23 protein-coding genes are annotated in these 26,575 nt (G+C 57.2%); all 23 read left to right on the top strand.

All coding sequences use genetic code 11. From position 1 onward, the window contains the following. Positions 1-745: 745 nt before the first annotated feature. The 23 genes from HBM95_13290 (at position 746) to tssH (ending at position 26,575) form a co-directional block, all read left to right on the top strand. Complete coding sequence (locus HBM95_13290; protein NIH43902.1) at positions 746-1,240, top strand: SH3 domain-containing protein; 495 nt, start codon at positions 746-748, stop codon at positions 1,238-1,240. A gap of 23 nt (positions 1,241-1,263) precedes the next feature. Beyond that, entirely contained in the window at positions 1,264-1,767 is a 504-nt protein-coding gene (gene tssJ, locus HBM95_13285; GenBank protein ID NIH43901.1) for a type VI secretion system lipoprotein TssJ, read from the top strand. Positions 1,768-1,795: 28 nt separating this feature from the next. After that, the gene (gene tssK / locus HBM95_13280) at positions 1,796-3,139 is read left to right on the top strand and encodes a type VI secretion system baseplate subunit TssK (GenBank protein NIH43900.1); all 1,344 of its coding nucleotides are present in this window, start codon (positions 1,796-1,798) and stop codon (positions 3,137-3,139) included. 17 nt (positions 3,140-3,156) lie between these two features. Continuing rightward, a complete protein-coding gene (locus tag HBM95_13275) occupies positions 3,157-4,395 on the top strand; it encodes a DotU family type VI secretion system protein (GenBank protein ID NIH43899.1) in 1,239 nt (412 codons plus the stop codon). Positions 4,396-4,398: 3 nt separating this feature from the next. Next, positions 4,399-8,019: a type VI secretion system membrane subunit TssM gene (tssM, locus tag HBM95_13270; protein NIH43898.1), complete on the top strand. Its 3,621-nt coding sequence runs from the start codon at positions 4,399-4,401 to the stop codon at positions 8,017-8,019. Positions 8,020-8,035: 16 nt separating this feature from the next. Continuing rightward, complete coding sequence (tagF, locus tag HBM95_13265) at positions 8,036-8,752, top strand: type VI secretion system-associated protein TagF (GenBank protein ID NIH43897.1); 717 nt, start codon at positions 8,036-8,038, stop codon at positions 8,750-8,752. 11 nt (positions 8,753-8,763) lie between these two features. Then, a complete protein-coding gene (gene tssA / locus HBM95_13260; protein NIH43896.1) occupies positions 8,764-9,780 on the top strand; it encodes a type VI secretion system protein TssA in 1,017 nt (338 codons plus the stop codon). A gap of 75 nt (positions 9,781-9,855) precedes the next feature. After that, positions 9,856-10,380, top strand: a complete 525-nt coding sequence (tssB, locus tag HBM95_13255; GenBank protein ID NIH43895.1) for a type VI secretion system contractile sheath small subunit — start codon at positions 9,856-9,858, stop codon at positions 10,378-10,380. Between the two features lie 3 nt (positions 10,381-10,383). Beyond that, entirely contained in the window at positions 10,384-11,883 is a 1,500-nt protein-coding gene (tssC, locus tag HBM95_13250) for a type VI secretion system contractile sheath large subunit (GenBank protein ID NIH43894.1), read from the top strand. Between the two features lie 79 nt (positions 11,884-11,962). Continuing rightward, positions 11,963-12,388: a hypothetical protein gene (locus tag HBM95_13245; GenBank protein ID NIH43893.1), complete on the top strand. Its 426-nt coding sequence runs from the start codon at positions 11,963-11,965 to the stop codon at positions 12,386-12,388. 3 nt (positions 12,389-12,391) lie between these two features. Next, positions 12,392-12,886 (top strand): hypothetical protein, encoded by a 495-nt coding sequence (locus HBM95_13240; protein ID NIH43892.1) that lies wholly within the window; start codon positions 12,392-12,394, stop codon positions 12,884-12,886. Between the two features lie 8 nt (positions 12,887-12,894). Further along, positions 12,895-13,320 (top strand): hypothetical protein, encoded by a 426-nt coding sequence (locus HBM95_13235; protein ID NIH43891.1) that lies wholly within the window; start codon positions 12,895-12,897, stop codon positions 13,318-13,320. Positions 13,321-13,500: 180 nt separating this feature from the next. Beyond that, complete coding sequence (locus HBM95_13230) at positions 13,501-13,983, top strand: type VI secretion system tube protein Hcp (GenBank protein ID NIH43890.1); 483 nt, start codon at positions 13,501-13,503, stop codon at positions 13,981-13,983. Between the two features lie 595 nt (positions 13,984-14,578). After that, on the top strand, positions 14,579-15,568 hold the full coding sequence (locus HBM95_13225; protein ID NIH43889.1) for a hypothetical protein: 990 nt from the start codon (positions 14,579-14,581) through the stop codon (positions 15,566-15,568). After that, the gene (locus HBM95_13220; GenBank protein NIH43888.1) at positions 15,562-15,978 is read left to right on the top strand and encodes a hypothetical protein; all 417 of its coding nucleotides are present in this window, start codon (positions 15,562-15,564) and stop codon (positions 15,976-15,978) included. The genes HBM95_13225 and HBM95_13220 overlap by 7 nt, the downstream gene beginning before the upstream one ends. 87 nt (positions 15,979-16,065) lie before the next feature. After that, on the top strand, positions 16,066-17,826 hold the full coding sequence (gene tagH, locus HBM95_13215) for a type VI secretion system-associated FHA domain protein TagH (GenBank protein NIH43887.1): 1,761 nt from the start codon (positions 16,066-16,068) through the stop codon (positions 17,824-17,826). After that, positions 17,823-18,620 (top strand): serine/threonine-protein phosphatase, encoded by a 798-nt coding sequence (locus HBM95_13210; protein NIH43886.1) that lies wholly within the window; start codon positions 17,823-17,825, stop codon positions 18,618-18,620. The genes tagH and HBM95_13210 overlap by 4 nt, the downstream gene beginning before the upstream one ends. Positions 18,621-18,636: 16 nt before the next feature. After that, complete coding sequence (locus HBM95_13205; GenBank protein NIH43885.1) at positions 18,637-19,629, top strand: hypothetical protein; 993 nt, start codon at positions 18,637-18,639, stop codon at positions 19,627-19,629. Positions 19,630-19,638: 9 nt separating this feature from the next. Beyond that, positions 19,639-20,451: a protein of avirulence locus ImpE gene (locus HBM95_13200; GenBank protein NIH43884.1), complete on the top strand. Its 813-nt coding sequence runs from the start codon at positions 19,639-19,641 to the stop codon at positions 20,449-20,451. Next, positions 20,444-21,007, top strand: coding sequence for a type VI secretion system baseplate subunit TssE (tssE, locus tag HBM95_13195; protein NIH43883.1), 564 nt, complete (start codon positions 20,444-20,446; stop codon positions 21,005-21,007). The genes HBM95_13200 and tssE overlap by 8 nt, the downstream gene beginning before the upstream one ends. 2 nt (positions 21,008-21,009) lie before the next feature. After that, positions 21,010-22,881 carry a type VI secretion system baseplate subunit TssF gene (gene tssF / locus HBM95_13190; protein NIH43882.1) on the top strand — a complete coding sequence of 624 codons (1,872 nt, stop codon included), beginning with the start codon at positions 21,010-21,012 and terminating at the stop codon, positions 22,879-22,881. Beyond that, positions 22,878-23,921, top strand: a complete 1,044-nt coding sequence (gene tssG / locus HBM95_13185; protein NIH43881.1) for a type VI secretion system baseplate subunit TssG — start codon at positions 22,878-22,880, stop codon at positions 23,919-23,921. The genes tssF and tssG overlap by 4 nt, the downstream gene beginning before the upstream one ends. Before the next feature lie 38 nt (positions 23,922-23,959). Then, positions 23,960-26,575 carry a type VI secretion system ATPase TssH gene (gene tssH, locus HBM95_13180; GenBank protein NIH43880.1) on the top strand — a complete coding sequence of 872 codons (2,616 nt, stop codon included), beginning with the start codon at positions 23,960-23,962 and terminating at the stop codon, positions 26,573-26,575.

The raw sequence follows: 26,575 nt of genomic DNA, 5'->3' as shown, positions 1-26,575 counted from the left end.
GATTATGTAGTCAGGGTGAAATTTCAAATGAAGGTTGCGTGGTTTGCAGCAAAGCGAATCCGAACAGAAAAGGGAATGCTTCACAATTTCATCGAGGGAAACATCATAAATGGTGTAGCAACGCTTAATTGTTATAATATCCAGGTGATAATAACGGGGAAAAAGTAGTGGCTAAAAGAGAAACTTATTTTGAAGTGCAAAATTAACTTTTTTCAACCCTGCTGAATAAGCTTCATATATTCATCTTACCCCTTCCAGTAATAAATGTTACATGGCTAATGCAACAAATAATTCATACTGGATATATTTTCTTCACCTCACAAAAAGCCAAATTCTACTAGTTATGGTAGTAGCAATAATAGAGTGACTGCGGTAATGAAAGTAATTCTTTTTTGGGGTTAATCTTTAAATATCAATTGGATAACTTGTTGTCTGGCAGGTGAAATAGAGGGTCGCGCTTAAATCATATTTTTTTCTCAGATTAATCCTATAATCATTCATGTGCTTCTTTAAGCACCACTTGTCAGGCAGGAAATATTGAATTGCAGGCAAGCTCATGTAAACTTGTTTACCGTTTGTCAAAATATGTCAGGAAGACGCTGGGCCTTATTCTGAAGGGCTCGTGCGGTAGCTATGCCTTAAAATTAGTAACACCCCGAAATTATCCTGACTATTTTAACAATAGCACCTAAGTCAAATTTCATCCCCTTATCTCCATCATCAAAATATCGCTACGGAAAAGCATATGAAAATGCGCGTACTGTTTTCACTTCTGTTTGTAATGGCGGTGGCGGGCTGTAAAGCGCCACAGAAACCGGCAATCACCGACGACACGATTGTGACCAGCCAGGTCAACGGCGTCACCCTGACTCACCGTCACGCCGTGGTGCCGCCAACGGAATTCACCCCGCTTAACGAGCCTTATCGCGCCATGTACCCGGCCTCCCTGATGAGCCGTCCTGATTTTGGCGGAAAGGTTATCCGTACGCTGGATACCGGCAAAACTTATGTGGTGCTGGGGCAGGTTGAACACTACTGGATGGCGCTCGCCGATGAGGGGAACGACCAACTGATTGGCTACGTCCCGATGCGTGCCGTTATCAAAGCCGACCAGTACGAAGCGACCGTTCGTAAACAGGCCATTCGTCCTAAGGCGCGTAAAAAGGCGACCTGCGTCGATGTGGATGGCAACAGCAAAGCCTGCAAAGACAGCGCTAACGGTACCTGGATCCTGAACTAAACGGCTTTCGTGGGCGTATTTTTATGAATAATAAAAAGTTTCATCGGCTGTGGTTAGTCTTTTACGCGGCGTTTTTCGCCCTTGTCAGTGGTTGTACGTCGTCTTCACACAGCGACCCTTCCCGCTACAACCTGCAGTTTCAGGCTCATCCACAAATCAATGATTCTGCGCCACTTAAAGTCCGGGTGCTGTTGTTGAAATCCGATGCGGATTTCATGTCCAGCGACTTCTATTCCCTGCAGAACAACGCGTCAGCAACGCTTGGCGCGAATCTGCTGAACAGCGATGTTTTCTTCCTGATGCCGGGACAGCTGTCCAAAACCCTCAGCGGTCAGAGCGATCCCGAGGCGCGCTATATCGGCGTGATGGCGGAATATCAGAAGCTGGACGGTAAAAAATGGCGCGTTTCACTCCCGCTGCCTGTGCCAGGCGAAAATCATATCTACCAGTTCTGGAAATGGTCCGCGGATGAACTCCAGGCCAACGTTTTTCTCGACGTAAACGGCATTCGGGTCATCAGCCAGTAACGCGCTTCACAACAGGAAACACATCATCATGACCAAAGCAGAAAAGGTCGTCTGGACCGAAGGCATGTTCCTGCGTCCACACCATTTTCAGCGGACTGAAAGTTATCTGCTCAACCATGTTCGTGAGTGGGGTGCGCTGCAGCGTTCTTATCTCTGGGGCTTTCTCGACGTAGAGCTGGACGAAGCAATGCTTCGCCAGGGCTGCATTGCCCTGAGCTACTGCAGCGGGTTACTGCCGGACGGCACCTTTTTCCAGGTGCGCAACGGACGCAACGGTCCCGCGCCGCTAAAAATTCCTGACAACCTCACCAACGAAAAGGTGGTGCTTGCGCTGCCGGTTCGTCGTGGCGAGCGGGAAGAGGTGATTTTCAGCGAAGAGCCGGCCTCGCTGGCACGCTTCGTCGCGTTTGAGCAGGAGGTGGAAGACGATAACGCCATGTCGGTAGGGGATGCTACCGTACAGTTTGGCCGCCTGCGTCTGACCCTGATGCTGGAAAAAGACCTCACGGCAGAATGGACCACCATCGGCGTGGCGTTTGTGACTGAAAAACGCAACGACAACCACGTGCGGCTCGATAATAGCTACATCCCGCCGATGCTGAACGCCAACAACAGCCCGCAGATCTACAGCATGATTAACGATCTGCACGGTTTGCTGGTGCAGCGCAGCCAGCAGATTGGCGGCCGCCTGCGCCAGCCTGGCCGCTTTAACACCTCTGAACTGATTGAATTTACGCTGCTGTCGCTGGTGAACCGTCATCTGGGCGAGGTTTCACATTTGAAAACGCTGCCGCTGCTGCACCCGGAAACGCTCTGGCGCAGCTGGCTGCCGTTTGCCACCGAGCTCGCCACCTGGACGTCGCAGCGTACAACCGAGAGCGTGCTGCCGATTTACGATCACGACGATCTGGCGAACTGCTTCAGCAAGCTGATGCTGATGCTGCGTCAGGGGCTGTCGCTGGTAATGGAAGACCACGCGATTCAGCTGCCGCTTAACGAGCGCTCCCATGGCCTGAACATTGCCACGGTGCCTGAAACCAGCATGGTGCGTGAGTTTGGCTTCGTGCTGGCGGTAAAAGCCAACGTGCCGGGCGAACACCTGCAGACTCATTTCCCGGCGCAGATGAAGGTCGCACCGGTCTCGAAAATTCGCGATCTGGTTCAGCTACAGCTGCCGGGCATTATGCTGCGCGCCATGCCGGTCGCGCCACCGCAGATCCCGTGGCATGCCGGCTACAGTTACTTTGAGCTGGAGAAGGGCAGCGAGCTGTGGCACGAGATGGATAAGTCCGGCGCATTCGCCCTGCACCTTGCAGGGGAGTTCCCGGGGCTGGATATGGAGTTTTGGGCCATCCGTAGCCCGACAGAATAATAAAGCGAGCGCTTAATATGCAGGAACGACAGGATAGCGGCAGTGATGCCGCGTTTACCGGAGCCAGTAGCAACAATCAGCTGGTGGCGGCCGCCAATCCGCTGCTCAACGCGATTCCGCAGATCCGTCATTCGGTATCACATGACGATCAGGTGGCGTTACGTCAGCGCCTGATCGATGAGATTCGCCGTTTTGAAGTCCGCTGCCAGCAGGCGGGGCTGCCCTACGAAGTGATCGTCGGGGCGCGCTACTGCCTGTGTACGGCGCTGGACGAGGCCGCCGCGCTTACCCCCTGGGGCAGCAGCGGCGTTTGGTCCAGCAATGGCCTGCTGGTGACGTTCCATAACGAAACCTGGGGCGGCGAAAAGTTCTTCCAACTGCTGGCGCGCCTGTCGCAGAACCCGCGCGAGCATATTCTGCTGCTGGAGATGATCAACTACTGTCTGCTGCTGGGCTTCGAGGGGCGCTACCGGGTGCTGGACAATGGTCGCACCCAGCTTGAAACCATCAAGCAGCGGCTGTGGCAAATGATCCGAGGCGTACGCGGCAGCTATCCGCCGCCGCTTTCTCCTCATCCGGAAGATCGTCCGGTGCTGCGCAAGCTGTGGCGGCCGATGGTTCCCCTGTGGGCCTGCGTGGCGCTGGCCGGGTTTATCGCCTGCCTGTTTTATATCGTGCTTAACTGGCGTCTTGGCGACAGCACCAACCCGGTGCTGGCGAAGATTTACCAGTCCCAGTTGCCGGAAACCACCATCCAGCAGCCGGCGCGTCAGCTGCCCGCTGTGCTGAACCTGCGCGGCTTCCTGAAGCCTGAAATTGAGGCGGGCCTGGTGGCGGTGAAAGACGAAGCGGATCGCAGCGTCGTGATCCTGAAGGGCGACGGGCTGTTTGCCTCCGCCTCTACCGTCGTGCGCGACCGCTATGAACCGGTCATCAACCGCATTGCGCAGGCGATGAATAACGTCAGCGGCAAAATTCTGGTGGTGGGCTACAGCGATAACGTGCCGATCCGCAGCGCACGCTTTGCCTCTAACTACGAGCTCTCACTGGAACGCGCGCGCTCCGTACAGAAAATGCTGCAGGGAAGCCTCTCTCAGCCTGGCCGCGTGAAGGCGGAAGGGCGGGGCGAGATTAACCCGGTGGCGCCGAACACGACCCCGGAAAACCGCGCCCGTAACCGCCGTGTGGAAATTACTCTGCTGGTGTCGCCTGAAAACACTCAGGCCGAGCTGAACGGATTGCCGCAAGGAAACTAAGGAATGCTGACGACTCTTCTTTCCATACTGACTAACCGCATTCTGTGGAGCTTCCTCGGCGTCACGGCGCTGGCGGCGGTGATCTGGATGATAGGTCCGCTGTTGTCCATCGTGGACACCCGACCGCTCGAATCCGAGCAGAACCGCATCATCAGTATTGCCGTGGTCTACCTGCTGTGGGCTCAGGGCCATATTCTGCCGCGTCTTTATAACGCCTGGCTGAACCGCAAGCTGATGGACAAGCTCAACGAGAACACCACCAGCCCGGAGGCGGCGGATCCGCAGCAGCGCCTGAACAGCGAGGAGCAGATCCTCGCCAGCCGTTTTGATGAAGCCGCGCAGATGCTGAAAAAAGCGCACTTCAGCAAAGCGGGACAGGGTGCCCAGTGGACGCAGCGCTTCAGCACGCAATATCTCTACCAGCTGCCGTGGTACGTCATTATCGGCGCGCCGGGTTCCGGTAAAACCACGGCGCTGGTTAATTCCGGGCTGCAGTTCCCGCTGGCCGACCGCTTCGGTAAAACCGCGCTGCGGGGCATCGGCGGCACGCGCAACTGCGACTGGTGGTTCACCAACGAGGCCGTGCTGCTGGATACCGCGGGTCGCTATACCACTCAGGAAAGCGAACAGGTGCAGGACGCCGGTGAATGGCTGCAGTTCATGGGGCTACTGCGCAAGTACCGTCGCCGCCAGCCGATCAACGGCGTCATCGTCACGATCAGTATTTCGGACCTGCTGACCCAGTCCGCCGAGGCGTCCCGCCAGCAGGCGGTGAACCTGCGCCAGCGCCTTTCTGAACTGCATGAGCAGCTGGGTATCCGTTTCCCGGTGTACGTGATGGTGACCAAGGCCGACCTGCTCAAAGGCTTCCGCGCGTGGTTTGCCGACTACGACAAAGCGCAGCGAGACCAGATCTGGGGCTTCACGCTGCCGTGGGAGCAAACCAAACACGCCGATTACGACCTGATGGGTAACTTCCAGCAGGAGTTTTCTCTGCTGCAGCAGCGCCTTGATGCCGGGCTGCCGGAAACCATGCTCAAAGAGCATGATGCGAAAACCCGTGCCGAAGCGTATCTCTTCCCACAGGAGTTCGCCGCGCTGCGTCCACTGCTGGCGGATTACCTCAGCACGGTCTTCGCCCGCTCCAACTTCGAAACCGAGTTCTCGCCGCGCGGGATCTACTTCGCCAGCGGTACCCAGGAAGGCATGCCGTTCGACCGCGTAATGGGCGAACTGAACCGCGCGCTCTCCCTGCCGGAAGGGGGAGAGAACGATAACTGGGATTCGGTAAGCAAAGAAGCGCCTATCCCCGGCGCGAAGGGCCAGAGCTTCTTCATCAAGAACCTGCTGCAAAACGTCATCTTCCAGGAAGCCGGGATTGCCGGCGAAAACCGCTGGTGGGAACTGCGCAACCGGGCAGTGATCTGGTCCGGCTACGCGGCGCTGCTGGCCCTGCTGGCGATCCTCGGCGGGCTGTGGCTGACCAGCTATGCAAAAAACAAGGCCTATCTGGAAGAGGTGGATGCGAAGGTGCCGCTGCTGGACCAGCAGAGCAAAGCGTTGCAGAACCAGCCGCAGCGTGACCTGTTCGATCTGCTCCCGCTGCTGAATGGCCTGGTGGACCTGCCGAAAAGCGACGCGTTTGATGTCAACGATCCGCCAGTCTCCCGCCGCATGGGGCTTTACCGTGGGGATGACGTCAGCGATGCCTCTCAGTCCCTGTACCAGAAAGCGCTGGATCAGCTGCTGTTGCCCGCCGTTGCAATGCACATCACCACCTGGCTGCGCAACGACAACGGCAGCGACGTGGAGTACAGCTACGAGGCGCTGAAAGCCTATCAGATGCTGTATCAGCCGAAACACTACGACGGCAAATTCCTGCATTCGTGGGTGATGCTCAACCTGCAGCGTAACCTGCCGCAAAACGTCACGAAGGCGCAGCTGCAGCAGCTCGAATGGCATCTCACCCAGCTGCTGGAGCCGAAAATTCAGGCCTCGCCGTACGCTCAGGACGAATCCCTGGTGGCACGCGAAAGGGCTTTGATCAACCAGCAGCCACTTTCAACCCGCGTCTACGGTCGCCTGAAGCGCCTGCTGGAACATGACGAAAACATCAAGCCGGTCTCCCTTTCCGATCTGGGCGGCCCGCAGAGCGAGCTGGTGTTTTCCCGCAAAAGCGGCAAGCCGGTAAGCGAAGGCGTGCCGGGGCTCTATACGCCGGACGGTTACTGGAAAAGCTTTAACAGCCAGATTGACAGCGTAACCACCGCCCTGCATGAGGACGACGCCTGGGTGCTGGGCGCCGCAACCGCGCAGGAAGATAAACAGCAGATCGATAACGCCGTGCGCCAGCTCTACATGCGCGACTTTATCGCGAACTGGGATCGCTTTCTCGCCGACATTCAGCTTAATAACAGCGCCGATCTCTCCCAGCGCATCAACACCGCGCGCCTGCTCTCTGGCGCAAACTCGCCCCTGCGTCGTCTGGTCCAGAACCTGAGCCAGGTGCTGACGCTATCCCGCGATACCCCGGCGCCGGAAGATGCCGGTAAAGCGCAGGCGCAGAGCAACCGCGCCACCCGCACGCTGGAAGCGCTGTTCAGCAATAATGACAATGCCCCGACGCAGGCCGCCGCGATTACTCAGGCGCCGGAGCAGCTGGTGACCGACCACTATGCGCCGATGATTGAGCTGGCGCAGCCGCTGGAGAAAGGCGGGAAGACGATTGTATTTGATGATTTTCTCAAGCAGGTGGATGAGCTTTATCGTTACCTGACCGCGGTTCAGGATGCGGCCAACAGCGGTATGCCAGCACCCGGCGGTGAGGCGATCAGCCGTCTGCAGGCCAGCGCCGGTCGTTTGCCGGGCGGACTGCAAACCATGTTCAGCAACATGGCGGTGGGGGCCAGCAGCGATACCCAGCGCCGCGACCTGGAAAACGTGCGTAAGCGGATTAACGTTGAAGTCGGCGGGTTCTGCCGTCAGGCAATCGCCGGCCGCTACCCGCTGGTGCGCAGCGCCAGCACCGAGGTCACCCCGGACGATCTTGCCCGCATGTTTGCCCCCGGTACCGGGCTGATGGATACCTTCTTTCGCGACAACCTGACCAGCAAAGTCGATACCACGCAGGCAAACTGGCGCTTTATGCCGGGCATCGACGGTAAAACCCTGCCGGGCAGCGAAGGGCTGTTGAGACCGTTCCAGCAGGCCCAGTCGATTCGCGACGCTTTCTTTGCTAACGGCGCCACCACGCCATCTTTCAAGGTAACGGTACGCACCGTGAGAATGGATAACACCATTCTGAACCTGACGCTGGACGTCGACGGCCAGCTCCTGCGCTACAGCCACGGCCCGCAGGCCGTGCAGATCATGAACTGGCCGGGGCCGGGCGGCACCAATCAGGTACGCATGCAGCTGGGGCTGGCTAACGGCAGCACGGCGACGCTGGTAACCAACGGTTCCTGGGCGCTCAACCGCTTTTTCGACAAAGCGAGCACCAGCCCTGGCGCGGGTAGCCTGAGCCGTCAGGCCACCTTCAACGTCGACGGACATCAGGTCACACTGGAGTTTGCGCCAAACAGCATTCGCAACCCGTTCCAGCTTCCCCGTTTCTCATGCCCATAACCGCAAGGACAGCCGTATGACGAATACCCCTGCGATGAACCGCTACAGCTGGTATGGCAAATTACCCAGCGCCGGAGATTTCCTGCAGCGTCGCTTTCCTGACACCTTACAGCGCCAGTGGTCGCACTGGTTTCAGGTTGGCCTGCTCGCCTGGCAGCAGGAAGAGCAGCGCGGTGGCGAACGCCAGTTCACCAAAGCACCGGTCTGGAATTTCGTCGTCCCGCCGATGCTGGGCAGCCAGATGATCCAGATGGGCTGCCTGCTGCCCGGCCGCGACAGCGTTGGCCGACAGTACCCGGTTTGCATTCAGCTGAGCTTTGCCCCGTCAGAGTGGTCGACCAGCCTGCTCAGCCAGGCGGAGAGCTGGTATCAGCAGATTGGCCGTCTGGGGCTGCACGCGGTGCGCAACAGCTTTTCCGCCTCGCAGCTGGATGAGATGCTGATGTCCATTCCGGCGCCGCAGCCCGTCGAGCCGCAAAAGCGTTCCGACATCCTTGACGTCATTGGCTATGACGAGGATGGCCAGAGCACGCTGGGCTGGCCGCAGGCGGCAGAGTGTTTTGACCCGCTGCGTCAGACCAGCTACTGGTGGACCAACCGCTGCGACGGTTACCCGCTCTACACCCACGTTCACAGCGGTAATTTTACCGGGCAGCTTTTCACCCTGCTGTTCGACCCGGCAGGGGGCGCCCGTCCGGGGCGTCACGGTCTCTATCCGCCCATGTTTGAATAAGCAGGGATCTCATGAATATCGAAGAATTTCTCGCGCCAATAAGCCCTGAAAAGCCCTGCGGCGAAAACCTGGAGTACGACGCCGACTTCCAGATCATGAATCAGGCAAGTCTTGGGAAAGCGGAACAGCAGTTTGGCGACACCATTATCCCGGCAGAGCCCGCTGACTGGAACACGGTTGAAAAATTCGCCACCAGCCTGCTGACCCGCACCAAAGATCTTCGCGTGATGCTGGCGTTAACCCATGCCTGGACCCGCCGCCGCGGGCTTGCGGGCTACGCGGACGGATTATTGTTGGTGCAGGAGGCGATCGCGCGCTACTGGGAGCCGCTCTACCCGCTGCTTGAAGAGTATGGCGAAACCGACCCGTTCTACCGCATTAACGCCCTGGCCGGGCTGAGCGATAAATCCGACCTCACCGTCGCGGTACGCAACGCCTCGCTGCTGCGTTCTAACGGCGATGAAATTTCGCTGCGTGACGCCCAGGCGCTGCTGGACGGCAGCAAGACGGAATGTCCGGACTATCCCGGCGGCCGTCCGCGGCTGATTGACGAGCTGGCCCGCGGCGACCAGCCGGGAACCGCAGCGGTTATCGTCATTAACGAACGGCTGCTTGCCATCCGTGAGCTGCTCACCGGGCATCTCGGTGAAAGCGGCGTGCCGGAGATGGAGCAGTTGCTGAAAACCGTGGGGCTGGTCGCCAGCGCGTGTCAGGTGACCGACATCAGCAAGCTGCTGCCGAACCGTGAAGCGCAGGCAGAGCCACAGGCTGAACAGCAATCGGCGGCAACGCAGCCGATTCAGCAGGTGACCGACTGGCGCAGCGTGCAGGTCACCAGCCGCGCCGACGCGCAGCTGATGCTGGAAAAAGCGAAGCAGTATTTTGCGCAGTACGAACCGAGCCACCCCGCACCGCTGATGATTGAACGGGTGCAGCGGCTGTCAGAACTTAACTTCATGGACATTATTCGCGACCTGGCGCCAGACGGCGTTAACCAACTGGAAAACATCTTTGGACGCCGCGAATAACGCGTCCAGGCATTATGACGACAGGCATGGAGCCTGCCGTTTCACCTTCACCGCGCATCTTTGATGGAGAACATCATGGCAATGAGTAACAGTGGGCAGAAATTCATCGCACGTAACCGTGCCCCCCGCGTGCAGATCGAGTACGACGTAGAGATCTACGGTGCAGAACGTAAGATTCAGCTGCCGTTTGTGATGGGCGTCATGGCCGATCTGGTCGGCAAACCGGTTGAAAATCTGCCGGCCGTCGACGAGCGTAAATTCCTCGAAATCGACATCGACAACTTTGACGAACGCATGAAGGCGCTGAAGCCGCGCGTGGCGTTCCAGGTGGATAACACCCTGACTGGCGAAGGTAAGCTCAACGTGGATCTGACCTTCGACAGCATGGACGACTTCCTGCCGGATGCGGTGGCCCGCAAGGTAGAGCCGCTGAACAAGCTGCTGGAAGCGCGTACCCAGCTCTCTAACCTGCTGACCTACATGGACGGCAAAAACGGTGCGGAAGAGCTGATCGCTAAAATTCTGCAGGATCCGACGCTGCTCAAATCCCTGAGCCAGTTGCCGAAAAATGACGAAAGCGCGAAAGGTAGCGAGGAATAATCGATGAGCAACCAGACTCAACAACACGAGCAGCAGGCGGGGCAGGCGTTCAGCCAGGATGAGTTCAGCGCGCTGCTGAACAAAGAGTTCCGCCCGAAAACCGATCAGGCCCGTTCCGCCGTAGAAAGCGCGGTCAAAACCCTGGCGCAGCAGGCGCTGGAAAATACCGTTACCTTCTCGAACGACACCTATCGCACCATTCAGAACCTGATTGCCGGTATCGACGAGCAGCTGTCGCAGCAGGTGAACCAGATCATTCACCACGAAGAGTTTCAGAAGCTGGAGAGCGCCTGGCGCGGCCTGAGCTATCTGGTGAACAACACTGAAACTGACGAGATGCTGAAGATCCGCTTTATGAGCATCTCCAAGCAGGAGCTGGGCCGCACCCTGAAGCGCTTCAAGGGCGTGGGCTGGGACCAGAGCCCGATCTTCAAGAAAATCTACGAGCAGGAGTACGGTCAGTTCGGCGGTGAGCCGTTTGGCTGCATCGTGGGCGACTACTACTTCGACCACAGCCCGCAGGACGTGGAGCTGCTGGGCGAAATGGCGCGCATCGGCTCTGCGGCGCACTGTCCGTTTATCACCGGTACTGCACCGGGCGTGATGCAGATGGAGTCCTGGCAGGAGCTGGCTAACCCGCGCGACCTGACCAAGATCTTCCAGAACACCGAATACGCGGCCTGGCGTTCACTGCGTGAATCCGAAGATGCCCGCTATCTGGGCCTGGTGATGCCGCGCTTCCTGTCGCGCCTGCCGTACGGCATTCGCACCAACCCGGTCGACAGCTTTGACTTTGAAGAGCAAACCGACGGCGCGAACCACAACAGCTACTCCTGGGCGAACGCCGCCTATGCGATGGCGGCTAACATCAACCGCTCCTTCAAAGAGTACGGCTGGTGCACCTCGATTCGTGGCGTGGAGTCCGGCGGGGCGGTGGAAAACCTGCCGTGCCACACCTTCCCGAGTGATGACGGCGGCGTGGACATGAAGTGCCCGACCGAGATCGCCATCAGCGATCGTCGTGAAGCCGAGCTGGCGAAAAACGGCTTTATGCCGCTGGTTCACCGTAAAAACTCCGACTTTGCCGCCTTCATCGGCGCGCAGTCTCTGCAGAAACCGGCCGAGTACCACGACCCGGATGCCACCGCCAACGCGCGTCTGGCCTCTCGTCTGCCGTACCTGTTCGCCTGCTGCCGCTTTGCCCACTACCTGAAGTGCATCGTGCGCGACAAAATCGGCTCCTTCCGCGAGCGCGAAGAGATGGAGCGCTGGCTGAACGACTGGGTGATGAACTACGTGGACGGTGACCCGGCTAACTCCTCCCAGGAAACCAAGTCCCGCAAACCGCTGGCGGCTGCGGAAGTGCAGGTGCAGGAGATTGAAGACAACCCGGGCTACTACGCCGCGAAGTTCTTCCTGCGTCCGCACTACCAGCTGGAAGGTCTGACCGTTTCTCTGCGTCTGGTATCTAAGCTGCCGTCGCTGAAGACGAAAGACGCGTGATGATGGTTACCGGCCCGATGGGGCCGGTTAGCCAAAAGCCATATTTCAGTTAATAACTGTCAGTGAATAAGGATATCCGGTGATAAAAAATCTATTAATCGCTACCAGTTTGCTGGCAGTTTCAGTACTGGCAAGTGCGCAAACAGAAAAATATACTTATCCTCAAGCGGAAGCATTGCCGCAGGATGACACATCAAACATGCTGCGCGATCCGGCTCTATTAACCGGGTATGATTTAAACCTTACCGCAGAGCGGTTTGCTAATGCCTGGCTTTCAAAAACCAATGAACGTGAACGCATTAAGGCAAATATGTATCTTCTGGGGGTTGTGGATGCCTCCGAGGGAACCGTCTGGTGCAAAGGAAAGCCTTTTTTACCCAATACCCTTCATGAGTTTCTTTACCCGCGTTTCGCTAAATTGACTGCAGAGCAAAAAGAAGAGCGCGCGTCGAAAATTATCACCGATGGCATGAAAGAATTACGCCCTTGCAAAAAAGGAGAGTAATAAATGAGACCATTATACGAACAGCTGAAACGTCAACATTACTCTTCAAATCAAGCTCGTGCGGGCTTTACCTCTGGCGAACAGCTTTTCGCAGAAATTGGCTACGACTATTCAACGATTATCAAACAGCAACCTGCATACGAAAATACGTGTGCGGTCAGGATGAGTTTGGCTTTGTTGAAATGTAATGTTGAATTTACTGGGCGTCTCCCCATCAAGTCAGGGCCCTATAAGGGAAAAACAATTGAGCCGGGTGCAAAATTGCTCGCCGATCAGCTCTTTAAATCTCACGTTTTTGGGAAAGCAGAAATCTATACCGATCGTCAGGCTGGTGCACGGTCAATGCTCGGCAGAAAAGGTGTAGTTTTCTTTAATAAAATCGATGGTTACGGTGGAGGTCATATCGACCTCATCGAGCCCCTAAGTAATAATTCGTTTATATGTAACTCCGATTGTTTTCCTTACTGTAAGGAAATCTGGTTTTGGGAATTAAAGTAATATCACTAATGAATTTGAAGAGAGCATTTATTCTGCTCGCATTTTTAACGTTTTCGGCTCTTGGCGATAACACTCAATTTGATTTTTACCAGCATCAAACATACCGGCAGGTTTTAAAAGATTTAGTTCTGGCGCGCTGTCTTGCGCAGGTAGCAGATAAAGGCAGCCTGTTTTCTGCTGATGCGGCCCGCAGTGCGAGTGCATTTATTGAGTGGATACCTTTTGATGCCGAAAATGGCACTGATAAAGTGGATGCCCTCATTGGAAAATATAAAAATCAAATTAATGGTTTTCATTCGGAGCGAAAACCCGATGTAAAAGGCGTAACCTTAAACTGTCTACGTCTTTATCATAGTGACGAACTTAATAAACTTGTTCCTCAATTAATCATCGGAAATCCTGACCGCACCTGGATTCAGGATAATCCACAATAGTAAAAGACTTCACATTCTTTCCGTTCATTCAGAGGGAATGTAAGACTGTCAAATGACACGGGTCATTTGATGTGAGGCAGAGGTAAAATATGGACGGTTTTATTCAGCCCCATGCTTTCCTGTTTGCCATATAAGTGCTTTTTCGAAAGCAATATTGTTCATCCACGAAGAGTAGATATTATGGCTATTGATATGTTTCTGAAGGTCGAGGGTGTTACGGGCGAATCTAAAGATTCTAACCACACCGGCTGGACTGATATTACCTCCTTCTCCTGGGGCGCTTCCCAGCCTGGTAATATGAGCGTTGGCGGTGGCGGCGGTGCCGGTAAAGTCAACTTTAACGACCTGCACGTTAACGCGCTGATCGACAAATCCACCACCGCTATCCTGAAACACTGCGCCAGCGGTAAACACCTGACCAAAGTTGAGCTGTCCGTATGTAAAGCGGGTGGCCAGCAGGTGGAATATTCCCGCATTACGCTGGAAGATGTGCTGGTCACTTCCGTTCAGTACACTGGTGCAGACAACGGCGATACCGTTGGTGTGACCTACGCATTCCAGGCTGCGAAAGTGAAACAGCAGTACTGGGAGCAGACCACGTCTGGTGGTAAAGGTGCTGAAAGCAGCGCTGGCTGGAATATCAAAGAAAACAAAGAAGCATAATTGCGTATGTGGCCGGGGTTTTTTCCCCGGTCATTACGATTGGTTCACTACTCGGTGTATAATAGCGATGGAAAGAGCGTTAACTGTTATATCCATTGTATTATCATGTTGCGCATGCATATCCCATCCTGCTCAGTTTCAAAGTTTAACTGTTAAGCTGGAAAAAAATGTCCCCTGTTTTGGATTTTTGGATGACACCAGGCCAGGTGAAACTGTTTTAGTTTACGAACCTTCAATATCTCGACAGGTAGGTAATGAATGGGAAGCTATATATTCCCCACAAATTTTTCATTCCGGCCGCATTCTAAAGTCTGAGGATTGTCTTCGCTGGGATAAAGTTGACTGGCAGCCAGGAAAGTATGATGTGGTATTAAAGTTGAGAAATCATAATGCCGCTCTTCGGTACGCGACTCGCTTTGTGCTCAGTGCGAATGCTAAAGGTGAACTATCGCTGACTAAAATAGAATAGAAGAGTTTCCAAATATTGACTCTTTTTTTAGAAAAGCGTCAACATTTGGGTGCTGCTTAACTTCATTTTTATTTAAATGTTTGTGCTTATTTGTAAGCGTTTCGGTGAAAATCAGAGGGAATGAATATGGCTGGTCAATCATTAGTTAATTCGGGATATTGCATTGTTCAGCAACCCGGAACTCTGGATTTCCAGGCAAGGCTCTTATTCAACAATCCAAATAGTGATGCTGCACGTTATTTCATGAAGGTTAATAGTGATATGCAGTGGTCAAAACCTGGACAGATGTTGATTCTTGATGCGCCGGGAAGTAATAATGCTGTGCAACTTAAGCAGTTACAGCTTGCAAAAAATAAAGTCAATGGTGCTCTGGCCGATCTTAACTCTGGAGAAGCGAATTTTTTTAATCACCATTTTAGTACCATAGCCGCAGTCACTAATTTTATGGATAAGTCCCTTGGAGTTGTTGCTGACGCAGGTGAAAAATATTTCAGTGAAATAGAAAAAAAACTTAAATCCATTGAGTTGGCATACCAGAATCAGTACAGGGCACAAGGGACATTGATAAGCCAGCAGTTTTTTGTTGAGCGTCAGCGCCTCTTTTCTGAGTTGGATGGTTTATTAAATAAATTGTCCAGGCTGACGTTAAAGATGAAACCCTATAACGAACTGAAGCATGCATTAGGGTTGTCAAGCAGATCAATTGTACATGAATGGAGCACAGCGGGTGTCGCTTCTATTCGTGGTTATTCAACTTATGTCGATAATGCCTCTAAAGCCGCTCGTTTTCTTAAAGCGGGGGGATGGCTTGCAATAGGTTTTGCCGGTGCAAATACAACCAATGAAGTTTACAATGCATGCACCACGGGACGAGAGCAAAGTTGTACTAAAGTCGCTGTGAAAAAATACAGCAGCTTTGGTGCAAGTCTTGCAGGAGGGATTTACGGTGGCAAATACGGAGCCATGGCAGGTGCCGGTGTATGCGTTGCGCTTGGTGTCGCGACGGGTGGTGTAGGTTTGCTCGCCTGTTCCATTGTCGGGGCGGCAGCAGGTGGATACGTTGGTGGCGAGATAGCGGGCGGAGCGACTGAGTATATGATGGATAAAATATGGTGAATATTGAAAATTTACTATTATTCCTTATCGTGGTTTTATTGCTGATTGTGATAGTTATGGATCTATTCAGTTCTCGTTACTTCAAAAAACACGAGGCTGATTATAATCAGTTACTTTCTGACTACCGGCGAAAGGGATATGACCTGGATCTTGTTACCGACTACGCTTCTTTTTTTGGTTCGTTGGCAAATTATCAAAAAATAATCTGGTTTGTTCGCCTTTATAAAGGCGTAAAAATGAAGTTCACTCGTGAAAGGCTTGTTCAGGAAGAAGCTTATAAATACGTACAGTCGTTACCGGAAGAAAGAATTGGCTGGATACTAAAGTTACATCGTCGTTATAAATTACAGGCGTTAATATTCACTCTATGGCTCATTGTTGGATTATATTTTATAACCTTCACTAAATAGTTTTTGATATTCACTTTTTCAAACGCCGCCGTTCTCGCCCCGAGAGCGGCAGCGTTTGAGCGCTAATCATACCAGCAGGAATACGCCATGCGATTCACGATTATTTCTACGAAACCCGGTCATCAGCCGCCGCAGAGCAGCTGTGATTTTTACGCCCCGGGCGGCACCATTGGGCGCGGTACGGATAACAATCTGGTATTGCCGGACAATGACCGCACCATATCGCGTCTGCAGGCCATTGTTCACGTTGACGCCCAGGGCGAATGCCGCGTCACCAACCGTGGCAGCGTCACCCGCGTGGTATTAAATGATATTCCGCTGGAGCGCGGACGTCAGGTTGAACTCCAGGATGGCGACATTCTCGGTATTGATGACTACCGCATTGAAGTTACTGAGCTTATCCACGATACGCAGCCGGTAAGCCGTATGGCGGCAAGCATGCAGCAGCCGCCACGTCCGACAGCCGCGCCAACTGCACCCGCAGCGCAAGCGAAGCCTGCTAACACTGCGCCACGCGGTAAATCGGAACCGACCGCCGTGCCGTCGGAAATCTGGGACAGCCTGATGCAGGAGTTCTCCATCTCCGACAGCATCTCCAGCAACCGCGCAAAACCTCAGCCTGCGACATCGCACGATCCGTTCTCCCAGCCTGCGGCCCCGGAGCGTAATGCCGAAGATCCGCTCGCGATGTTCAACGACAGCGATCCATCGCTTGAGCGTAAGAATGTCGACCCGGACACGCTGTTCAGCGACGAAGCGCTGTTCAAAAAAGAGAGCATTTTTGACGACGTGACGCCTTCCACGCTGGTGCCGCCGGTTGAGGGGCAACCCACCGCTAAAGAAGAAGCGTCGGACGAGCTCGACCCGCTGGCGCTGTTTGGTGGAAAGGCCAGCGCGCCAGCCGCGCGCAATGATGACCCGCTCGGGCTGATGGGCGGGGCACCGTTAACCCATCCGGATGACATTGCTGACGACAAGCCAGCACCAGCGCCTGAATCAGAGCAGGAAGAGGATGTGCTGGCCGATTCTCCGCTGTTCGCTCCTGAGCCGCAGGAAACGGCGCGTGAAGAAGAGCCGGCGCGACCGGATTACGCGGGCTTCACCATGCCAACGCCGCAGGCCGTTGCGCGTAGCAGTGCTCAGGCACCGAAGGGGCGTCTGCGCATCGACCCGGTCAACAACGCGGCAACCCCAACCGCCACCGCGAATAACGGCGAGAAGGGCGAAGTGCTGCAGGGCGAACTGCTGCAGGCGCTGCTCGAAGGCATGGGCCTGAGCGAAATGCAGCCCGTTCCGCAGTTTGACCGTGAAAATATGCGTCAGCTGGGGCAGATTCTGGGCATGTTCTCGCAAGGCACCGTGGCGCTGCTCTCGTCGCGCTCTATCCTCAAGCGCGGCGTGAAAGCCGATATGACCATGGTGCTGGACGATGCCAACAACCCGTTCAAGCTGTTGCCGACCGGCAAAACCGTACTGATCCAGATGTTTGGTACGCCGATGCCGGGCTTTATGCCGCCGACCAAATCCGTGCGCGACGCGCTGATCGACCTTCAGGCGCACCAGCTGGGGATGATCTCCGGTATTCGGGCCATCATCGCCGCGATGCTGCAGTCCTTTAACCCGGAACAGCTGGAGGAGCAGGCGAAGCAGAACGGCATGACCTCTCGTCTGGCGCTGCCGGGCAGCCGCAAAGCCGCCCTGTGGGACTATTTTGTTCGCAGCTATGGCGAGACGGCGGGCGAGATCGAGGATGACTTCCACACCCTGTTCGGCGAAGCCTTCCTTCATGCGTATGACATGGAGGTGAATCAGTACAAAGACTCACAGAGCGGATCGGAAGACAAATGAATATCGCAACCGCTTCTCTATCCCGCCAGGGGACGCGCGCCAGCAACCAGGATCAGACGGGAGAAACCATAGGGGAACGCTCGGCCTGCTTTGTCGTCTGTGACGGCATCGCGGGGCTGCCGGGCGGTGAGGTCGCCGCGGAACTGGCCCGCAACAGCATTATCTCCCGCTTCGATGGCGACAAGCACCTGAACGCGCAGCATATCCGAGATTACGTACAGACGGCGAACCGCACCATTCTGAGCGAACAGCAGGCCGTTCAGGACTATCGCCGGATGGGCACAACGCTGGTCAGCCTGTTCATTGACCGGGACTACGGGCTGGCGTACTGGGCGCATGCCGGCGATAGCCGCCTGTACCTGTTTCGCCGGGGATGGCTATGGCACGTGACCACCGACCACAGCCTGGTGCAGCAGATGAAGGATGCCGGGCATCAGACGGACGATCTCAACAGCAACCTGCTTTATCTGGCGCTGGGGATTGAAAACGGCGGGCCGGAGGCGAGCTACAGTGACGTGGTGCAGGTGGAAGACGGCGATGCCTTTTTACTCTGCACCGACGGGTTCTGGCACGGCGTCAGTGAAGAGCAAATGAAGCAGTCGCTGCACATGGTCAATACGCCGCAGGAGTGGCTGACCTTAATGAACCAAATCATTCAAAAGAATGGCGAACAGGAAGGGAATGCTCAGGATAACTATACTGCCCTGGCGGTATGGATGGGCAACCCTCAGGACACTACTTTGCTGCACACCCTCTCTGACGCAGCACAATTTCTTCCCTGCGGAACTGATTAGACACACAAGGAACGATATGAAACTTTGGCTATCGGGTTTGGCACTTCTGGCGGTGACCTCCACCGTGCAGGCTGAGAATTTCCGCATCGTGCAGTCTCCTGCGCAGAAGCTGGATATCTGGATCGACAACATCAAAGACAACACCCCGCAGAGCTGGTGTAAGCCTGAGGTGGCGCTGCGTATCGTGGCGAACGGCAAGAAAGACGTCTCGGTGCTGGAAAACTTTGTGCCGCGCCTTGGCTCGCTGCTGGAGCACCAGTGCAGCAAAGTGAATAAGCTGAGCTGGACGCTCAACGATCCGGAGGGGACGACGCTGGCGCAGGGTACGGCCGCCAAAGCGCAGGAGTGGGCGCTGGTGGTGAAACAGCAGCAGGCTGCGCCTGCCGTCACCACGGCCACGTCCAGCGGCGCGTTACTGCCACCGGATCAGAACGTTGCTGCCCATACGGTTGCCGCGGACCGCACGCCGTGGCAGGAATTTACCCTGCAGGACGGCTGCCACCTGCGCACCTTCTGGGAAGGGGGCGCGTCCGCACCGGCGCTCTTTATCCCGGATTCTGACACCACCCGCTGCGGTAACGGCAGCTGGCTGAGTGGTCACACCGTTGTCTCTCAGTCCCGCAACGGCGGACAGAAAGAGATGGCGGTGACGTACATTCACGGCTTCCCGGTGATGGGGCTGAATCAGAGCGCCGATCCGGAAAACGCGCTGATCACCTCCGTTAACAAAGAGCGCATGGTTTTCAGCACGCCAAACAGCGACCAGAGCTGGATGATCCTGCCTTACGATAACGCCCTGAACAGCTGGAAGAGCAACGGCACGGTAGCGGTGGAGATTTCCCGTGAGATTGCCAGCGACGATGCAAAGCTGCAGGCGCGTATTGCGGCGGTGAAGAAAACCTGGAGCGCCTGGGTCGCACCGGGCACGCCGCTGAATATCGTTCTGATTGATACCCTGCGCCCTCAGCTGCGCGATCCGGCCGTCGGCGCCTGGCGCGCGGCGAATTAAGGAATGGCTATGAATACGCTCTATCAACACCTGGCGGGTGAAACGCTCAACGACGCGCTGGCGCGCCTCGAAGCAGAGATCAAAGCCCGTCCGGCAGATGCCGACCTCCGCGCCGCGTTCGTGCAGTTTTTAACCCTCAGCGGCAACTGGACGCGTGCGCTGACCCAGCTGAAAAGCTGGCTGGCGCTGAAGCCGCAGGCGAAGCCGACCGTCACGCTGCTGGAGCAATCCATTCAGGGCGAGCTGCAGCGCGCGCAGGTGATGGCGGGGCAGGCGCGTCCGGCCATGCCTGAAACCCAGTGGACTTGGCTGACCACCCTGGCTATGGCGCTTAGCGAGGAGGGCGAGCGCGCCCGGGCGCTGCGTCTGGAGGCCCTCGATCGGGCTGAGGCTGCCGCCGGCCAGATTATCCTCGAAAACGAGGAGACGCAGGCGTTCGAGTGGCTGATGGATGGCGACGCCCGCCTCGGCCCGGTCTGCGAAACCATCGTGAACGGCCGTTATTTCTGGCTGCCGTTTAGCGCTATCGCGGAGATCCGTTTCCAGGCGCCTGCCAGCGTGACCGATCTTGTCTGGCGTCATGCGCTGGTGCGCCTGACCGACGGTACGGAGCAGGTGTGTCAGATCCCGGCGCGTTATCCTTTTGCTGCCGATGCCACTGATGCGGTCAAACTGGGCCGTACTACTGAATGGCGGCCTCTCGACGAAGACGGCACCCTCTACGAAGGGATGGGCCAGAAAGCCTGGCTCAGCGAGCAAAGCGAAAGCCCGCTGCTGTCGTTAAGCCTCGTGACGTTTGCGACGGATGGAGCCGATGAGTAATCCTGCTGGCGAAGGCGATCTGCTGCGCAGCGGCTGGCAAGCCCGCAGCAGGCAGGAGAAGGTGGGGGCGCGCGACAAAATGCAGCCCTCGCTGCTGGATCGTCTCACCGATAACGACCCGGAAAAAAAACGCGAACCGGCCAACAGCAATCTGATCACCCACGCCGCCCTGCGCCGCAACGTGCTGCGGGATCTGCAGTGGTTGTTTAACACCATCAACCACGATGCTTCCGGCGATTTGAGCGCCTTGCCGCACGTGAGCCGCTCGGTGATTAACTTTGGCGTCGCACCGCTCGCCGGGAAAAGAATGTCGGATATCGAATGGCACGATATTCAGCGCAAGCTTACCGAGGCCATCATCAATTTTGAACCGCGCATTTTGCCGCAGGGGCTGCAGGTCCGCTGCGTGTCGGATACCTCCTCGCTGGATCTGCACAACGTGCTCTCCATCGAGATCAAAGGGCGTTTATGGTGCGTGCCGTACCCGCTGGAGTTTCTGTTTCGCACCGATGTCGATCTGGAAAACGGCCATTTTGAACTGAAAGACGCGGGGTAATCATGGAAAGTAAACTGCTCGAATACTACAACCGCGAACTGGCCTACCTGCGCGAAATGGGGGCCGAGTTTGCCGAACGTTACCCAAAAGTCGCCGGACGGCTGGGCATGCGCGGCATCGACGTGGCGGATCCGTATACCGAGCGTCTGATGGAGGGCTTCGCCTTCCTGACCTCCCGCGTGCAGATGAAAATGGACGCGGAGTTTCCGCGCTTCTCCCAGCGTCTGCTGGAGATGATCGCGCCGAACTACCTCGCACCCACGCCGTCGATGGCGATCGCGGAGATTGAGCCCGACAGCAGCCGGGGCGACCTGAGCAAGGGCTTCATTGTGCCGCGCGGTACCATGATGGACAGCCTGGCGCTGAAAAAAACAGGCGTGACCTGCAGCTATACCACGGCGCACGAGGTCAACCTGCTGCCGCTGAAAATCGACAAGGTCGAGCTGGGCGGCGTGCCCGCCGATCTGCCGCTCGCGCAGCTGGGGTTGAGCCAGCGGGGGATCAACAGCGCCCTGCGGATCCGCATCGCCTGCGATGGCCCGCAAAACCTCGGGCACCTGGATTTCGACCGGCTGGAGTTTTTCCTGAGCGGCCCGGACATTGAGGCGCTGAAGCTGCTGGAGCTGGTCATGGAGCATCACGCCGGGATCGTCTGCCAGACGGTCAGCCCGCAGCCGCAGCGACAGCTGCTGTCGTCGGACGCGCTTCGCCAGGAGGGCTTTGAGTCTGACCAGGCGCTCCTTCCGGACGATCTGCGCAACTTTGACGGCTACCGCCTGCTGCAGGAGTATTTTGCGTTTCCGGCCCGCTTCCGCTTCATCAGCCTGAGCGGTCTGAGCACGCTGATCCAGCGCTGTGAGGGCGAAAAAGCCTTCGACATTTTTATTCTGCTGGATAAGTCGGATGAGCAACTGGAGCGCGTGGTGGACGCCAGCCATCTGGCGCTGCACTGTACGCCGGTCATCAACCTGTTCCCGAAAGTGGCGGCCCGGCAGAAGCTGAATGAAGGGCAGCATGAATACCATCTGGTGGTCGATAACATCCGGCCGCTGGATTATGAAATTTACGCCGTAAATAAAATTTTTGGCAGCGCCGATGGTCAGCGCGACGACCAGACGTTTCGTCCATTCTGGAGCACCTGGAGCGGCGACGCGGGCAACTACGGGGCCTATTTTTCCCTGCGCCGGGAACAGCGCGTGCTTTCTGAGCATGCCCTGCGCTACGGCACCCGTACCGGCTATATCGGTTCAGAGGTGTTTGTTTCGCTGGTGGACGAGCAGCATGCGCCGTGGCAGGAAAACCTGCGCTATATCTCTGCCGAGGTGCTCTGCACCAGCCGCGACCTGCCGCTGATGCTGCAGCAGGAGCTCGGGCAGTTCATTATGGCCGACTCCATGCCGGTGAAATCACTCACTCTGCGTAAAGGGCCGACGCCACCGCGTCCGGCGCTGGCTGAAGGGTTCAGCACCTGGCGGCTCATCAGCCAGCTGCAGATGAACTACCTCAGCCTGATGGACAGCGAGAATGAAGAGGGAGCAGCCGCACTGCGCCAGCTGTTAGGGCTGTACGCCAACCTGGCCGAGACGCCGGTGGCGCGTCAGGTAGAGGGCGTTCGCCACTGCGTGCTGGAGCCGGTTCACCGCCGCGTGCCTGAACCCGGCCCGGTCGTTTTCGCCCGTGGAATTGGCATCAGCCTGACCGTAGACGAGCGGGCGTTTTCCGGCGCCAGCCCGTGGCTTTTCGGCAGCGTGATGGAGCGCCTCTTTGCCCGTCTGGTCTCTATCAACAGCTTCACCGAATTCACCCTGAAGAGCCAGCAGCGCGGCGAGATTGGCTACTGGGCGCCTCGCATGGGTAAAAGGGCGCTGGTATGAGTGACGCCGCTACTGCACCGCTGCGCGTACATCGCCTGACGAAGCTGCCGGATGCGTTCTGGCACGGGGTCCGTGAGGCGCCCTGGCGCTACGATCTGTTTCAGCTGTTAAGGCGCATTGATGCCCAGGGCGGCGAGCGCTACCCGCTGGGACGCGCGCCGCTGCCGAAGTTTGAGCCGCTGCGCATTGGCCAGCAACCGTCGATGAGCTTTGCGCCGTCGACGCTGGCTCAGGTCGGCCTGCGTGAGGAAAGCGGGATTCATGAAGTATCAATTTTAAGCTTCGGCCTGTTTGGCCCGAACGGTCCGCTGCCGGTCCATATGACCGAATACGCCCGCGAGCGTATTCATCATCATCAGGACACCAGCCTCAGCGCGTTTGCCGATCTGTTTCATCATCGTCTGGCGCTGCTGTTTTACCGCGCGTGGGCGGATGCGCAACCGGCTGTCTCTCTGGATCGCGCCGATAACAGGCGCTTTGAGGGCTACCTGGCGTCGCTGATTGGCATGGGGCAGGCGGGGCAGATGAACAAAGGCAGCCTGAGCTCTCATGCCCGCTTTACCCACGCCGGACACCTGACCCGTCACGGGCGGGATCCGGAGGGGCTGGAGAAGATCCTGCGCAGCTACTTTAAAGCGCCAGTCAAACTGGTCAGCAACGTGCCGCAGTGGATGCCGCTTTCCACGCGCGAGCAGGCGCAGCTGGGGGAAGGTCGCCGCATGCCGCGTATGGGTGAATCCGCCTTTCTTGGCGTGGCCGTCCGCGACGTGCAGCATAAGTTTCGCATTGAGATTGGCCCGCTGAGCGCGGAGGAGTACAACCGCTTTCTGCCGGGTGAAGCGTGGGTCACCGAGCTGCGCGACTGGGTGCGCCAGTACGCCGGGATTGAATTTGAATGGGAAACGCGGGTGATCCTGCGTGAAGACGCGGTGCAGGGCACCACGCTCGGCAGCAATGGGCGATTAGGCTATAACACCTGGCTGGGCCTGCAGCCGCAGCCTGTCCCGCGTGGCGATCTGGTGTATCGCGCAGAGCGGTAATCCTTCCGTATACCGAATCATTGTTAATGGAAACTAACATGTCAGAAATTAGCCGTGCCGTGCTTTTCGGCAAACTGGATACGCTGTTATTTACCTCTCTGGAAAGCGCGACTGCCTTCTGCAAGCTGCGCGGCAACCCCTACGTTGAGCTGGTGCACTGGCTGCATCAGCTGATGCAGCAGCAGGATGGCGATCTGCAGCAGGTCATCCGCCATTTTGCCCTTGATGAACAGCAGCTGGCGCGCGATATCGTTGCAGCGCTGGACGCTCTGCCGCGCGGCGCAAGTTCCGTTTCCGATCTCTCTGAACATATTGACAGCGCCGTGGAGCGCGCCTGGGTCTTCGGCTCGCTGAAGTTCGGCGTCAGCCGCATTCGCGGCGGCCATTTGCTGATCGGCATCCTCAAAACCTGGAATCTGGCCAACGTGCTGAAAAGCATTTCGGCGCAGTTCACCCGCCTTAACGTTGAGGTGCTGATTGAGCAGTTCGACGCCATCTGCGCCAACAGCAAAGAGACGCAGCAGGCCGCTGCCGCCGTCGACGCGCCCGCGGGTGCGGTCCCGGCGGCTCAGGGTACGCTGGCCCAGTACGGCCAGGACCTGACCGCCCGCGCACGCGACGGGAAGATTGACCCGGTTGTCGGGCGCGACGAGGAGATCCGCCAGATGGTCGATATCCTGATGCGTCGCCGCCAGAACAACCCGCTGCTGACCGGGGAAGCCGGGGTTGGGAAAACGGCGGTGGTGGAAGGGCTGGCGTTGCGTATCGCCGACGGCGACGTCCCGGAGCCGCTGCAAAATATTCAGCTGTGGCTGCTGGATATCGGCATGTTGCAGGCCGGCGCGGGCATGAAAGGTGAGTTTGAAGCCCGTCTGCAGGCGCTCATTAACGAAGTCCAGTCCAGCGCCACGCCGATCATTCTGTTTATCGATGAGATCCACACCCTGATTGGCGCAGGCGGCCAGCAGGGAACCGGCGATGCGGCGAACCTGCTGAAGCCAGCCCTGGCGCGCGGTCAGCTGCGCACCATCGGCGCCACCACCTGGGCGGAATACAAAAAGTACATCGAGAAAGACCCGGCGCTGACCCGTCGTTTCCAGACGGTTCAGGTTCACGAGCCGGACGAAGCGAAAGCCATTCTGATGCTGCGCAGCACCGTGTCGCCGCTGGAGACGCACCACCAGGTCCTGCTGCTCGACGAAGCGGTCAGCGCGGCGGTGAAGCTGTCCCATCGTTACATCCCGGCGCGCCAGTTGCCGGATAAAGCCGTTGCGCTGCTCGACACCGCCTGTGCCCGCGTGGCGGTCAGCCAGAGCGCGCCGCCTGCGCAGCTGGAAGACTGCTTGCGCCACCTTGCTGCGCTTGACGTGGAAATTGAGATCGCAGAACGCGAAGCGCGCGTGGGGGCCGGTGAGGCCGAGCGCGTCACGGCGTTACGCGCAGAACGCGACGCGTACGAAACAAAACGCGAAGCCCTGGCCCAGCGCTGGGAAGAAGAGCGCAGCCTGGTGCAGGAGATTATTCGCCTGCGCGCCGCGCTGTTCGCAGCGGGTGAGGAAGACACCGCTGAGCTGCACAGCCAGCTGGCGGAGCAGCAGCAGGCGCTGAACACCTTACAGGGAGACGAGCCACTGCTGTTTGCGGCGGTAGATGAAAACGTGGTCGCCGCGGTGGTCTCTGACTGGACCGGGATCCCGCTGGGCCGGATGGTGAAAAACGAGATCGACGCGGTACTCAACCTTGCCGACACGCTGAACCAGCGCGTTATCGGCCAGCGTCACGGGCTGGATCTCATTGCCCGCCGCGTGAAAACCTCGCGGGCGAAACTGGACGATCCGAACAAACCGGTGGGCGTATTTATGCTGTGCGGCCCGTCCGGCGTCGGGAAAACCGAAACCGCGCTGGCGCTGGCGGAATCCCTGTACGGCGGCGAGCAGAACGTTATCACCATCAACATGAGCGAGTTCCAGGAAGCGCACACCGTTTCCACCTTAAAAGGTGCGCCTCCGGGGTACGTAGGGTATGGTGAAGGCGGCGTGTTAACCGAGGCCGTGCGCCGCCGCCCTTACAGCGTGGTGCTGCTGGATGAAATTGAAAAAGCGCACCCGGACGTCCATGAGATTTTCTTCCAGGTCTTCGACAAAGGCTGGATGGAAGACGGCGAGGGGCGCCACATTGATTTCCGCAACACCATCATTATTCTGACGTCCAACGTGGGCACCGAGCTGATTAGCGCCATGTGCGCCGATCCGGAGCTGATGCCTGAGCCGGACGCCTTGAGCGGCGCGCTGCGCCAGCCGCTGCTGGAGGTATTTCCGCCGGCGCTGCTGGGCCGTCTGCTGGTGGTGCCGTACTACCCGCTCAGCGACGAGATGCTCGGGCAGATAGTTCGCCTGCAGCTCAAGCGCATTCAGCGTCGTCTGGAAGAGAATCACAGCATTATTTCTGAGTTTGACGACAGCGTGGTGGAACAGATTGTTCAGCGCTGCACCGAGGTGGAGTCCGGCGGCCGCATGGTGGATGCTATTCTGACTAACACCCTGCTGCCTCAGATGAGCCAGATCTTACTTACCGCCAGCCGCAGCGACGAGCAGTACCGACGTCTGCACGTCACCTGCGAGCAGGGCGAGTTTCACTGTCAGTTTGCCGCGTAA

It is taken from the genome of Enterobacter asburiae, from assembly GCA_011754535.1.
GTDB classification, from domain to species: Bacteria; Pseudomonadota; Gammaproteobacteria; order Enterobacterales; family Enterobacteriaceae; genus Enterobacter; species Enterobacter cloacae_N.
The sequence above is the reverse complement of the archived record's forward strand: the minus strand, read 5'-3'. Positions and strand labels throughout refer to the sequence as shown.

Bases quoted from the DNA above. Each gene is read 5' to 3' on its own strand.
- HBM95_13290 (NIH43902.1), top strand. From the start codon at position 746: ATGAAAATGCGCGTACTGTTTTCACTTCTGTTTGTAATGGCGGTGGCG.
- tssJ (NIH43901.1), top strand. From the start codon at position 1,264: ATGAATAATAAAAAGTTTCATCGGCTGTGGTTAGTCTTTTACGCGGCG.
- tssK (NIH43900.1), top strand. From the start codon at position 1,796: ATGACCAAAGCAGAAAAGGTCGTCTGGACCGAAGGCATGTTCCTGCGT.
- HBM95_13275 (NIH43899.1), top strand. From the start codon at position 3,157: ATGCAGGAACGACAGGATAGCGGCAGTGATGCCGCGTTTACCGGAGCC.
- tssM (NIH43898.1), top strand. From the start codon at position 4,399: ATGCTGACGACTCTTCTTTCCATACTGACTAACCGCATTCTGTGGAGC.
- tagF (NIH43897.1), top strand. From the start codon at position 8,036: ATGACGAATACCCCTGCGATGAACCGCTACAGCTGGTATGGCAAATTA.
- tssA (NIH43896.1), top strand. From the start codon at position 8,764: ATGAATATCGAAGAATTTCTCGCGCCAATAAGCCCTGAAAAGCCCTGC.
- tssB (NIH43895.1), top strand. From the start codon at position 9,856: ATGGCAATGAGTAACAGTGGGCAGAAATTCATCGCACGTAACCGTGCC.
- tssC (NIH43894.1), top strand. From the start codon at position 10,384: ATGAGCAACCAGACTCAACAACACGAGCAGCAGGCGGGGCAGGCGTTC.
- HBM95_13240 (NIH43892.1), top strand. From the start codon at position 12,392: ATGAGACCATTATACGAACAGCTGAAACGTCAACATTACTCTTCAAAT.
- HBM95_13235 (NIH43891.1), top strand. From the start codon at position 12,895: ATGAATTTGAAGAGAGCATTTATTCTGCTCGCATTTTTAACGTTTTCG.
- HBM95_13230 (NIH43890.1), top strand. From the start codon at position 13,501: ATGGCTATTGATATGTTTCTGAAGGTCGAGGGTGTTACGGGCGAATCT.
- HBM95_13225 (NIH43889.1), top strand. From the start codon at position 14,579: ATGGCTGGTCAATCATTAGTTAATTCGGGATATTGCATTGTTCAGCAA.
- HBM95_13220 (NIH43888.1), top strand. From the start codon at position 15,562: ATGGTGAATATTGAAAATTTACTATTATTCCTTATCGTGGTTTTATTG.
- tagH (NIH43887.1), top strand. From the start codon at position 16,066: ATGCGATTCACGATTATTTCTACGAAACCCGGTCATCAGCCGCCGCAG.
- HBM95_13210 (NIH43886.1), top strand. From the start codon at position 17,823: ATGAATATCGCAACCGCTTCTCTATCCCGCCAGGGGACGCGCGCCAGC.
- HBM95_13205 (NIH43885.1), top strand. From the start codon at position 18,637: ATGAAACTTTGGCTATCGGGTTTGGCACTTCTGGCGGTGACCTCCACC.
- HBM95_13200 (NIH43884.1), top strand. From the start codon at position 19,639: ATGAATACGCTCTATCAACACCTGGCGGGTGAAACGCTCAACGACGCG.
- tssE (NIH43883.1), top strand. From the start codon at position 20,444: ATGAGTAATCCTGCTGGCGAAGGCGATCTGCTGCGCAGCGGCTGGCAA.
- tssF (NIH43882.1), top strand. From the start codon at position 21,010: ATGGAAAGTAAACTGCTCGAATACTACAACCGCGAACTGGCCTACCTG.
- tssG (NIH43881.1), top strand. From the start codon at position 22,878: ATGAGTGACGCCGCTACTGCACCGCTGCGCGTACATCGCCTGACGAAG.
- tssH (NIH43880.1), top strand. From the start codon at position 23,960: ATGTCAGAAATTAGCCGTGCCGTGCTTTTCGGCAAACTGGATACGCTG.